The organism is Brachybacterium sp. p3-SID1565, assembly GCF_025143785.1.
In the GTDB taxonomy this organism is placed as follows: domain Bacteria; phylum Actinomycetota; class Actinomycetes; order Actinomycetales; family Dermabacteraceae; genus Brachybacterium; species Brachybacterium epidermidis.
Window position 1 is genome coordinate 18,374 of record NZ_JAMBDS010000040.1, and the last position, 11,352, is coordinate 29,725.

Consider the following 11,352-nt stretch of genomic DNA (forward strand, 5'->3'; position numbering starts at 1 on the left):
GTGGCATCGATCATCGTGCCGTCGTACCGGGGGGCGGATCGACTTCCGCAACTCCTCGATAGCCTGGCCGCACAGAATGACGGCACGCCGCCCTTCGAGGTCATCGTCGTCGTCGACGGTGTCGACGCCGGGTCCGTCGCGCTCCTCGAGAACGAGTCCCGGCTCGACGTGCGCAGCATCGTCTTCCCGGAGAACCGCGGGCGGGTTGCAGCGCTGAACGCGGGATTCGAGGCTGCCCGCGGCGACGTGCTGATCCGCTGCGACGATGATCTTGTGCCGGCCGTCGACTACGTCGCGGCGCACGTGTCTGCGCACCGGGACGGTCCGGGCGGCGTGATCGGTCTTTATCTCAACGAGTACTCGGCCACTTCTTACGCCGAGGTGTACGGCAAGGACGCTGACCAGAGGTTCCGGCGCGATGCCTACAGCTCCGCCCCGGCGGTGGTGTGGCGATACTGGGCAGGGAACTGTTCGATTACCCGGCAAATCTGGGAAGCGGTCGGGCAGTACGACCCCGAGTACCGCCTGTACGGATGGGAGGACGTGGACTACGGCTACCGCATCCACATGGCCGGCTTCGAAGTCCGCCTCGCTCCGGATCTCGAGACGCCGCATCGGGTCGCAGCAGTCACCACTGCTATTCGTGCCCGGCGCGCGTCTCACTCGGGCGCGGCACGCCGACTGTTCGAGCGGAAGCACCCGCACGCAGGGCTCCCGAACGCGATCCCCGGCTGGAGCCTGTGGAACGCTCTGGTCCGAGGGCTCTCCCGAATCCCACTGAAGCCTGCGCGCCTCGGAAGAGCTGTGGACGCCCTGCTGCGAGTCCTTCCGCGCGGTGTGGGACGCAAACTCGTGGCGCTCAGCGTGGAATCCGCGGCGCTCGGCGGCTACCGGAGCCCGCACTCGGCGAAGGAGAGGTTCTGATGGTCCCGAGGATCGCGATCGCCCATGACTACCTCACGCAGCGTGGGGGAGCGGAGCGGGTGGTTCTCTCTCTCGCGAAGGCGTTCCCCAAGGCGGAGATCCACACGCTGTTCTACGAGCCGGAGCAGACCTACCCGGAGTTCAGGGAGATGCGGATACGCACCAGCGGTCTGAACCGCATCGGCGCGTTCCGGCGGGATCCCCGGATCGCCCTGCCCCTCCTCGCCGCGGCCTCCTCGCGGATGAGGATCGATGCGGACGTCGTGATCGCCTCCTCGTCAGGCTGGGCGCATGCCTTCCCGACCACGGGGCAGAAGATCGTGTACTGCCATTCGCCCGCCCGCTGGCTCTACCTGCCCGACGACTATCTCGGCGAGGCAGGACCGCTGGACCCGAAGCGGATCGCGCTCAAGGCGCTCACCCCGTTCCTCACCCGCTGGGACAAGCGCGCCGCACGGACGGCGGATAAGTACCTCGCGAACTCGTCCGTCGTGCGTGAGCGGATCCAACGCGTCTACGGGATCGACGCCCCCACACTGTTCCCTCCGTTCAGCCCGGCCGTGGCCGAGGGTGAACAGGAGCCGATCCCGGAGCTCGCCGGATGGGTCGGGGAGGACGGGTTCGAGAGCGGCCATTACCTCGTGGTCTCGAGGCTCCAGCCATACAAGCACGTCGACGCCGTGATCGAGGCGTTCGCCGGGATGCCGGAACGGCGCCTGCTCGTGATCGGTCGAGGGCCCGAGAAGCAGCGCCTGCTGGACATGGCACCTGCGAACGTGCGCCTGGTCGAGGGGCTCACCGACGCGCAGATGCGATGGGCATATGCCAACGCCACGGCTCTCATCGCCGCGAGCCACGAGGACTTCGGCCTGACCCCGCTTGAGGCGGGGGCGCATGGGGTCCCGACCATCGCACTCCGTGCGGGTGGGTATCTCGATACGGTTCTGGACGGCGTGAACGGCGCGTTCTTTGACGCGCCGGCTGGTGTGGAGATCCGTGCGGCCGTACAGGACTTCGCTGGTATCGGCTGGGAGCCGACGCTGATCCAGGAACGGGTCGAGAGATTCTCCGAGGAGCGGTTCGCTCATGAGTTGAGGAGGTGGGGACGAGACTCCGTGGTTTCGGGAGAGAACTCGGTTCAGCGATAGCTCGTGATGTCCGGAATGAGATCCTCCCTCACCGCGACTCGATCGTGGTGCTTCAGCGCCAGCGGATGGAGGATCCTGGCGAGGAGATCGTTCCAGCTCACCGGATACTCGAGCACCTCGTTGCGGACCCCGCCCGGATTCTGCTCGAGAAGCGGCCCGAGGTAGTCGAGTCGACGCTCCAGTTCTGCCATCCACTCCCGTGTGAAGGTCGAATCGGCTCGTGCGACAAAAGCACTTCCGCCTGGAAGGGTCCGGTAGTTGCGCTTCAGATCGCGACCCAGCTGCCGGGGCAGCTGCGCGACCCATTGCGTGGAGCGCTCGGGGTATCCGACGAGCCATAGATCGTCTTGTGCTAGTTGGTCGAAGGCAGGTCCCCAATGTCGGTTCGGTGCCTTGACATCGCTGTAGCCGCCACCGTGATGGTGGAGGAGGTACGCGCGGAGGTAGTCCGACCGGTGCACCAGCGAAAGGTTCTCGTAGGCGGGGTGCAAGTCGTGTCCCGGCACAATCCACTCGTGCACGTTCTTCGGGGTGACGAGGACGATCTCGATTCCGTGCTGGCCGTCCAGGAGCGCGTCGAGGCCACGCTGGCGCACCTCAGGCAGTGGGCCGTCTCCGGTCCACAGGGTGAAGATGCGCCGAGGCACCTCGCTCCGTCCCTCCGAGGGGTCCGCATCCCAATTGAGAAACGACCGGCGGTACATCCCAGCGGTGTACAAGTAAGGACGTCGCGCCTCCTGGCCGCGCCAGAGGGCGGAGGTCAGATTCGTCGAGGCTGTCCTCATCGCTGCTCGGCCTCGCTTCGAGGCGACGAAGCCCGCGTGCTTCACCTGCCGCGCCACATCCATCACAGCATCCGGTGCGCTTCGAACGCTCATCGAGGACCCAGCGCTCGATAGCGGAGATCACCCTGCCAGCGGCCGACGTTCCATCCGATCATCTGCGCGGCATCGAGACGGCGTGGCAGGTCATGGCTCCGGAGGTCGGGGACGCGACGGAGTGTCTTGCGGAGCATCTGCAGCTCTCCCCGCACTGTGCTCCCGGGAATTCCGCGATCGCGGTGCTTCATCCACAGTTGGATGTACGTCACTCCGTAGCGACGGAACTGCCGGAAGGCGCTGCGAGGCGTCGGGCGGTCCGTACGGTCCAAGAGCGCCCCCCGTGCAAGTGAGATCGTGAAACCGGCATGCTGAGCTCTCCAGCAGAAATCCACTTCATCATGACCGCCCACGAAGGATTCGTCGAACCCACCGATCGCGTCGATCACTTCGTGGCGGATCGCCATGATGCACCCGGGGGCGTAGGGGAGATACCGCTGCGGACGCTCCATCTCGTAGGTCGACGGGTCGCGTGTGCTGAGGATGCCGCCCGCGATGCCGAGTGCCGGCTCCTTCGTGAAGGCGTCTGAGAATGCTGCGAGCACTCCGGGCCTGGCGCTGTCGTCTGCGTCGAGCAGGACCACGACCTCTCCACGAGCCGCTCTGATCCCGGCGTTGCGTGCGCAGTTCACGCCCTGCCGCTCGAACGCCGGGACGACGCGGATGTCCAGCCTGTCCGAGAAGCGCCTCGCAGCTTCGGCCGTGCCGTCGGTGGACCGATTATCCGCGACGACCACTTCGAACGGTGGAGCGTCCTCCTGGTGGATCAAGGCGTCGAGCTGCCGTCCGATCGTGTCGGCGGCGTTGTAGGCAGGGATCACGACGGTGAAGAGAACCGTGCTCATCGATAGTCCTCGAGCTGGGGGCGGAGCCGGTCGGAGAACCGGAGATGGGACTGGTGCTTGAGAGAGAGGGGCTGCGTGATGTCTCCCAGGATCTCCGTCCAGCGAATCGGGTAGCCTGCTGGGGCGCCATACGGGTCGCAACCTGAGGCATCCGCTTCTCGGAGGGGCTCCTGCAGGAAGTCGAGTCGAGCATGGAGCTCCCTCATCCACTCCGTGGTGAACTGCGACCGGGGCCGGCAGATAAAGGCTGAGGTCCCGAGGACGGCGCGATAGTGCGCACGGAGGTGTGCTCCGAGCGAATGCGGCAAGTCCGGGACGTATGCGGAGGTGACCTCGCGGTAACCCATCACCCATGCATCAGGATCGTCGTTCATGGTGTCGATGAGCTCGCGCACTGGTGCGGTCTGCGGCTTCACGTCGAGATAGGCGCCGCCGTGGTGGTGCAGCGCGTAGGCGCGGAGGTAGTCGCTTCGGTGAACTACATGCAGGTCGCCATATGCGGCATGGAAGGGCTGGCCCTCCACCAGGACATCCTCGGGCCCGGCGACGACACGAACATCGACGCCTGCCTGCTCCCGTAGGGCTTGGAGCGAGCGAGCGCGTCGAGGCGGCGGGGGGCCGCCGAGCCAGATCACCCAGCGCACAGCAGGCACCTCCTCCTGCTGGACGCCCTCGGGATCAGGTCGGCACAGGAAGGTGTGGGGGAACATTCCCTCGGTATAGGTGAACGGATGCTTCTCCTCGCGCCGAGCACCGCGGCGGTCGGCATCTCGCAACGCGGCCGCGGCTCCCGTGCGACGCAGCTTCTTCGAGACCAGAAACGCCTGATGCTTGGCCTGTCGGAGACCATCCATCATTCTCACTGCGGCATCTCCCCTTTGTCGCGAGATTCATCAATACCCTCGATCGCCGCACGGACGGATCGAGCCCAGCCGCTCCACTCCGCGTTGTCCGCGGCCCACCGGGCGGCATCGTCGGAGAAAGACTCGAGATCCTCAATGAGGACCCGCTCTTCGACAGCGCTGATGAACGGCTCCGGCGTCCCATCGTCGGCGATGAGCCAGCCCGACCTGCCGTCGACCACGAGGTCGGTCAGCCCACCCGTCGCGGTTGCGAGGACGGGGAGTCCGTGGTGCAGCGCATCGGTCACGACCACCCCACCCGCACTTGCCCTCGACGGCTCCAGGAGGACGTCGTGCGTCAGGTACGCGCTGCTCATCTGCTCACGGTCGAGCCGGCCAGCCCGCACCACGTGCTCCGGGAGAGACGGGACCGCGTCCCCGACCACGGTGAGCAGCACGTCGTGGCCGCGCCGGCGCAGCTCGTCCACCGCGGAGACGGCGAGGTCTCCTCCCTTTCGTCCCCAATCGCTGGCGACGAAGAGCAGCCGCAACGGAGCATCCGGATGCTTCGGGCGACGGACTTCTCCGGGACGCGGTTTCACCCCGGGACCAAGATGGGCGACTCGCACGAGCGAGGGGCGAACCCCGAGGTCATCGATCAGTCGCTCACGGCTCCAGGCGGAAGCGACCACGAATGCCTCGGTGCGCTCGGCGACCTCGTGTTCGATGCGCAGGGCTCTTCTGCGCACAAGGGCCGGCACCCGGGCGAGGTCCGGATAGGTATTCGCCAGCGCCGCGAAGGAAGAGTCCGTGACCTGCACGATCCGGCGTGAGCTCGGCACCTCGAGGAGCTCGGGTGTCGCGGCGATCCCGATGATCGGCGCGCTCTCCGGGAGGGTCCGGAGAGCGCGTGCGAGCGGGCGGCTCCGACGCCGCGCGGATGACGGAGACCACGCGGGAAGATGTGTGCGATCGCGGAGGCCGTAGAGGCGAGCGAGGACTCGGTCGACGAGAGCAGTCTCCGTTCCGGTCGGCACGAAATCCACCCGCTCGAACTCGTCGCGCAGCGCCTCCATCATAGGCAGCACTACGCCGGACCACGAGCGGGGCGATGTGGGGTCCCAGGGGCTCGTGACGATGACGTGATCGGCTCGGGTGCTCAACTTAGTGCTCCGGCCCGGAGCACCGGGTGGGTGAAATGACGCTGCACGACAGGCCGCTCCACGGGTTCGGGGGACACGGACAGGGTCAACTCCGTTCTGACCGTAGGATATGGCACGAGGAACACACGGCCCGACGTGCCGCTCGGCGTTTCTGACGTATGGGAGAAGGTGGAAATGCAGACCACGGAACGAGGGGGCATCCGCGCCGTGGCCGCTCGGTTGCGCGCCGTCATCGCGATCGTGCCTTGGAGCATGCGGGGAAGTCTGATCGGCCTGCTGCTCACCTCGATCATCTCGGCGCTGCTCGACCTCGTCGCGGTGGCGCTCATGCTGCCGCTCACCCAGATGCTCATGTCGCCGGAGTCCGTTCCTAGCGTGGTGGAGCGCTTCGTCGTGCCGCTCGTGGGCACACGCGACCGCCAGACGCTCCTCCTCGCCGTGACGCTCGTCGTCGGCCTTGTCTTCGTCACGAAGAATCTCGGCGTGATCGGTATCCGGTGGTGGAGCCTGGGGGTCGTCAACCGGGCACAGGCCGCGGCGCAGGCGGCCATGCTGGAGCGATATCTGCGCTCGGACTTCCAGGAGTTCCGTCGCCGATCCCGCTCCAAGATCCTGCAGGTCATCACCGGAGCCATTCCGCAGGCGTTCAACGGGGTCCTCCTGGGGGCGATCCTCGTCCTCACGGACGCGCTTGCGATCGTCGCGATCTTCCTCGCCCTCGTGCTCATGGCTCCGCTCGCCTCGGTGCTGGCGATCCTCGTCTTCGGTGGGACAGCATTGCTGGTTGCTCGGGTGTTCAAGCCCTTCGCCTACAAGTTCGGGCTCAGGGGCTTGATGCTCGAGCAGGATGCGTGGTCCCATCTCAACCCGGCGATCGAGGGATTCCGGGAGACGAGGCTCTTCCGTAGGGAGTCCCTCTTCGTCGAGCGATATCGCATCAATCGCAGCCAGTACGCGAGGACGGCGCAGAGGCAGGGGATCCTGGGAGAGGCTCCGAAGTACCTCCTCGAGATCGCGATGATCATCGGGATTCTCCTGATCGCACTGCTCCTCTTCTGGCTCTACGACGAGGCGACCGCCTTCGGCCTGCTCGCGGTCTTCGCGGCCGGTGCGGTGCGCATCGTCCCAGCCTTGAACCGCGTCGTCGCGACCGTCAACAACCTCCGCGCGGCAATGCCGAACCTTACTTTCGCAGCGGACGAGATCCGGAGTCTGGAGGACGAGGTCGGTCGGGTGGAGATCGCCCCGACCAGTGCGCAGGACGATCCGGTGCCTGAAGAACCCATCGAGGTCCGAGATCTTGGTTTCCGCTACGCCACAGGCAGCCGCGATGTCCTCTCCGATGTGGACGTCCGGATCGATCGCGGGACGACCGTCGCCCTCGTAGGGCCCTCCGGGGCGGGGAAGACGACCTTCGCAGACCTCCTGGCCGGGCTTCTCCGACCCACCGCGGGCTCCATCACGGTCGGCGACATGGACCTCTCCCAGCAGCCACGACGCTGGATGTCCGAAGTGGCCGTCGTCTCCCAGCAGGTGTACCTCTGGGACGCGCCGCTCCGGGACCTCATCACCTTCGGTGCCCTGCGCGACGAGGTGGACGAAGAGCACCTCGCCGATGTCGTGCGCCGAGCTCGGCTCGAAGACTTCGTCGCGGACCTGCCCGAAGGGCTCGGTCAGTGGGTGGGTGATGGAGGGGTGCGCGTCTCCGGCGGTCAGGCACAGCGGATAGGCATCGCACGCGCACTGTATGCGCGCCCGCGTGTGCTGATCCTCGACGAGGCGACCAGCGCTTTGGACAACGAGACGGAGCACCAGATCACCGAGACCATCGCCGCGCTGCACGGCGAGCTCACCGTGATCGTGATCGCGCACCGTCTCTCGACCGTCAAGAACGCCGACGACATCCTGTTCTTCTCAGAAGGCCGGCTCGCCGGCCAGGGCACCATGACCGAGCTGCACCGGCAGAACCCGGAGTTCGCACGCCTCGTGGAGCTGGGGCGGCTTGAGCTCGACGTCTGACGCCTGTCAGACTCTCGATCGGCGGCACGTGATCGCGTCCTCGACGCCCGAGAGATACTCCCGGACGAACCTGTCCACCCCGTAGGTCGCGCGAGCGCGCAGAGCCGCCGTGTGGGCCCGAACCGCTGCATCGTGGTCGGACAGCACGTCGAGGGCTCCCTGGGCCAACTCGTGATCATCATCGGAGACCAGGTCGAACAGGTCCGTGTCGATGCCCTCGGCTCCCACGGTGGTGGTGAGCGTCGGGATGCCGCGCACGATGGACTCGACCACCTTGAACTTGACCCCGGCGCCGCGGTCGATAGGCGAGACGGTGGCGCGGAGTCCGGAGTACGCCTCGTCGAGATCGTCGACGAATCCGGTGAGTTCGACTCCGGGGAGCCCGCTGAGCTGGGCACGGGGCCCCTCTTCGAGACCTCCCCCGATGATGCGGAGCCGCGCATCCGGTCGAGCCGCACGGACGAGGGGCCAGATGTGCGTGGCGAGCCGCAGCGCGGTGTCACGGTTCTCGTGGCGACGCAGTGCGGCGACGAAGCCGACAACCGGGGGGCGGGAGCCGACATCGAAGAGCGGAGTGGAGTCATCGACGAGCGGCGGGGGGACGACGGAGGACGGCAGCCCTGGGATGCAACCATCGAGCAGCACCCGGTCCTTTTCAGAGAGGACGAAGCCACGGTCGAGAGCAGGGGCGGCGCGTCGGAGGAGCCGGCGATTACGGGCGCGATCCCTGAGTGCCTTCCGCGCGCTCTCCTTGTCTCCCGCGGCGTCGACGGCACGGGAGAGCTTCTGCTCGTTCACGTCGTGGAACATGCAGGTCGTCGCGGCGTTCGGGGCGAGCTTCCGGATCAGGGGAGCGAGGCGACCGTACTCCTCCCATTGAAGGTCCACGAGGTCCGCGGTACGGAGCAGCCGACGGGCCGAGCGGTTCATGAACAGATCTGCGAGGAAGTGCCAAGGGGCCTCGGCGAGGTCTCGCGAGGGCAGGGCGGGGAGCGCACGATGGACGATGGTCAGCGCCAGTCGGTGCAGGCCTCGATGGTCGCGCGGCCTGCCGAGCATGTGGGTCGGAGCGGCCGGCGCGGTCTCGTGGAGGGCCTCGATCGTGGCTCTCGTAGACGGCACGAGCACTTTGACGTGCGCGCAGGATGCCAGATGGGCCTGCACGATCCTGGTGAGCAGGAGCCCGCCCGCATGGGTCGGCGACTCGAGGGCAGGGACTGGCGAGATGACGACAACACGGCGGGGTGCTTCTGGGACGGTCATCGAAGTTCAGCGTTCTCTTCCGGGCTGCAGGCAAGATCGTCGGGGTAGGGAATCATGCTCTCCTTGGTCCCCAGTGACGGCCCAGAGAATCGCTCGCGGCCGAGAATCGAGCTGGCCCGAGAGGGATGCGAGCTGCAGCGGGATGGTCGATTGTGCCTGGTAACACTGAATGATCACGCTGACCGTGGGACCGGCCACTTCCCCTCCTTGCCCGGCGCACGGCCCCGGTGCGGGCGTGCGACGCCTCGAACGATAGCTGCAATTCGGCAGGGTCGACTAAGGGCTTCGAGAGTCATTGTTCGTCTCTCTGGTCGCGTTCTCGCTCGGAGTCCAGGCTGTCCGTTGCCGAACAGTAGCGGGTGTGACGCCACCCACTCGGCGGAGGCGAGGAAAATCTTCAGTTCCTCATCAGGGTGCGCCGCCGAGCTTTCGGTCAAGTCCCAGGAAGTGGTGTAGCGATCCTTCGATGAGGGGTCAGGCTGTCAGCGCGGGCAGGGCATCGGTGTTCACCTCGTTCACGGGGCTGGTGGTGAGGGTGAGGCGGCAGCGGGCGAGGACGTCAAGGCCGAGATAGCGGCGGCCCTCGGCCCATTCATCGGTCTGCGCAGCCAGGACCGCGCCGACGAGCCGGACGATCGCCTCGCGAGAGGGGAAGATGCCCACCGAGTCGGTCCGTCGACGGATCTCGCGGTTCAGACGCTCGGCGGGGTTGTTCGACCAGATCTGGACCCAGACGTCTTTGGGGAAGCCGGTGAACGCGAGGACGTCGGCGCGGGCGGCATCGAGGTGATCGGCCGCGTCGGGCAGTTTCTCGCTGACGTAGTCCAGCAGCCGCTCGAACTGGGCGTTCACGGCTGTCGCGTCGGGCTGGTCATAGACGCTGTGCAGCATCGCCTTCACGGCCGGCCACATGCCCTTGGGGCAGATGCTCATCAGGTTCGCGGCGTAGTGGGTGCGTTCCCCCACGCGCTTCGCTCTCAAGCGGGAGGTGCCCCCAGTCGCTGCCCGGACGCTCCGGGCAGGTGAGCGGCGATCGCCTCGACCAGCCCGGCGTGCGCATCAGAGGTGACCAGACGGACCCCGCCCAGACCGCGAGCGACCAGGTCCGCGAAGAAGCTGCTCCATGCCGCCCCGGTCTCACTGGTGGCCACTCGCATGCCGAGCACTTCGCGGTGCCCGTCGCCGTTCACGCCGGTCGCGAGCAGGACGACGGCGTTGATCACCCGTCCGCCCTCGCGGACCTTCATCGTCAGCGCGTCAGCGGAGACGAATGTGAAGGGGCCGGCCGCGTCCAAGGGCCGGTGGCGGAACTGCTCGACATGCTCGTCAAGATCGGCTGCCATGCGGCTGACCTGCGACTTCGAGAGCGAGTTGATGCCGAGGGTCTTGACGAGCTGGGGCCCCGGATGCGATGTGCGCGAAGCGTGCATCCGGGGAGCCATGCGGCGGGTGGAGACGCCGGCGAGGTAGCAGTCCGCCACGACGGTGATCAGGGCGGATTCAGCGCGCTTGCGCCGCTCGAGCAGCCAGTCGGGGAAGTAGGTGCCAGAGCGGAGTTTGGGGACGGCCACATCGATCGTCCCGACCCGTGTGTCGAGGTCGCGATGGCGGTAGCCGTTGCGCTGTGCAGAACGACCAGCGCTGGGCCTTCCGTACTCTGCGCCGGCGACGGCATCAGCGTCCGCGGAGAGCAGGGCGTTGATCACGTCCTGCAGCAGGCTGCGCATCAGGTCCGGGGACGCTTCGGCCAGGGCTTCACCGAGCAGGCCGGAAGGGTCGACAATGTGAGGAGGGGACTGATGCGCGATCAGGTGTCACATGATCTGTGGCGCTGAGAAGCGTTGCAGGGAAGGATGTGCATCATGCCTGCTCCCTACCCCCAGGAGTTCCGTGACGACGTCGTCCGTGTCGCGAGGAACCGCGAACCTGGCCAGAAGCTCTCCCAGATCGCGCGTGACTTCGGAATATCCGAGTCGTGTCTGACGAACTGGATGCGTCAAGCCGACGTCGAGGACGGCAACAGGCCCGGCAAGACCCGGGAGGACTCGGTCGAGCTGCGCGATGCGCGCAAGCGGATCCGGCTGCTCGAGCAGGAGAACGAGGTCCTCCGCCGTGCCGCGGCCTACCTCTCCCAGGCGAACCTGGGCTGACCCCGTTTCGTAGGTCCAGTCGTTATGAGAGTCGTCCTGTTGCCCGCGGTCGCGGGCAGGGAGTGAAGCGCCCTGGGTTTCGTTCCGTGGTTAGACGGTCGCGGGCGCGGTCGTCGTGGT

9 protein-coding genes and 1 pseudogene are annotated in these 11,352 nt (G+C 66.8%); 4 read left to right on the plus strand and 6 right to left on the minus strand.

The features are described from left to right. Both M4D54_RS10120 and M4D54_RS10125 read left to right on the plus strand, forming a co-directional pair. Window positions 1–924 carry a glycosyltransferase family 2 protein gene (locus M4D54_RS10120; RefSeq protein WP_259891241.1) on the plus strand — a complete coding sequence of 308 codons (924 nt, stop codon included), beginning with the start codon at window positions 1–3 and terminating at the stop codon, window positions 922–924. After that, on the plus strand, window positions 924–2,072 hold the full coding sequence (locus tag M4D54_RS10125; RefSeq protein ID WP_259891243.1) for a glycosyltransferase: 1,149 nt from the start codon (window positions 924–926) through the stop codon (window positions 2,070–2,072). Before M4D54_RS10120 ends, M4D54_RS10125 begins: the two co-directional genes overlap by 1 nt. On the opposite strand, the gene M4D54_RS10130 is transcribed toward M4D54_RS10125, so the two are convergent. The 4 genes from M4D54_RS10130 to M4D54_RS10145 form a co-directional block, all read right to left on the minus strand. Further along, complete coding sequence (locus M4D54_RS10130; RefSeq protein ID WP_259891245.1) at window positions 2,063–2,719, minus strand: capsular polysaccharide synthesis protein; 657 nt, start codon at window positions 2,717–2,719, stop codon at window positions 2,063–2,065. The genes M4D54_RS10125 and M4D54_RS10130 overlap by 10 nt on opposite strands. A gap of 227 nt (window positions 2,720–2,946) precedes the next feature. Next, the gene (locus M4D54_RS10135) at window positions 2,947–3,795 is read right to left on the minus strand and encodes a glycosyltransferase family 2 protein (RefSeq protein WP_259891247.1); all 849 of its coding nucleotides are present in this window, start codon (window positions 3,793–3,795) and stop codon (window positions 2,947–2,949) included. Then, window positions 3,792–4,652 (minus strand): hypothetical protein, encoded by an 861-nt coding sequence (locus M4D54_RS10140; RefSeq protein ID WP_259891248.1) that lies wholly within the window; start codon window positions 4,650–4,652, stop codon window positions 3,792–3,794. Before M4D54_RS10140 ends, M4D54_RS10135 begins: the two co-directional genes overlap by 4 nt. A gap of 2 nt (window positions 4,653–4,654) precedes the next feature. After that, entirely contained in the window at window positions 4,655–5,716 is a 1,062-nt protein-coding gene (locus M4D54_RS10145; RefSeq protein WP_193865139.1) for a glycosyltransferase family 4 protein, read from the minus strand. A gap of 258 nt (window positions 5,717–5,974) precedes the next feature. On the opposite strand from M4D54_RS10145, the gene M4D54_RS10150 reads away from it, so the two are divergent. Next, on the plus strand, window positions 5,975–7,819 hold the full coding sequence (locus M4D54_RS10150; RefSeq protein ID WP_259891250.1) for an ABC transporter ATP-binding protein: 1,845 nt from the start codon (window positions 5,975–5,977) through the stop codon (window positions 7,817–7,819). Window positions 7,820–7,825: 6 nt separating this feature from the next. On the opposite strand, the gene M4D54_RS10155 is transcribed toward M4D54_RS10150, so the two are convergent. Both M4D54_RS10155 and M4D54_RS10160 read right to left on the minus strand, forming a co-directional pair. Further along, the gene (locus M4D54_RS10155; protein WP_193865141.1) at window positions 7,826–8,941 is read right to left on the minus strand and encodes a glycosyltransferase family 4 protein; all 1,116 of its coding nucleotides are present in this window, start codon (window positions 8,939–8,941) and stop codon (window positions 7,826–7,828) included. Between the two features lie 615 nt (window positions 8,942–9,556). Further along, a pseudogene (locus M4D54_RS10160) lies at window positions 9,557–10,890 on the minus strand (IS256 family transposase). A gap of 54 nt (window positions 10,891–10,944) precedes the next feature. Here M4D54_RS10160 and M4D54_RS10165 point away from each other — a divergent pair. Next, on the plus strand, window positions 10,945–11,232 hold the full coding sequence (locus M4D54_RS10165) for a transposase (protein ID WP_228018789.1): 288 nt from the start codon (window positions 10,945–10,947) through the stop codon (window positions 11,230–11,232). Window positions 11,233–11,352: the final 120 nt, after the last annotated feature.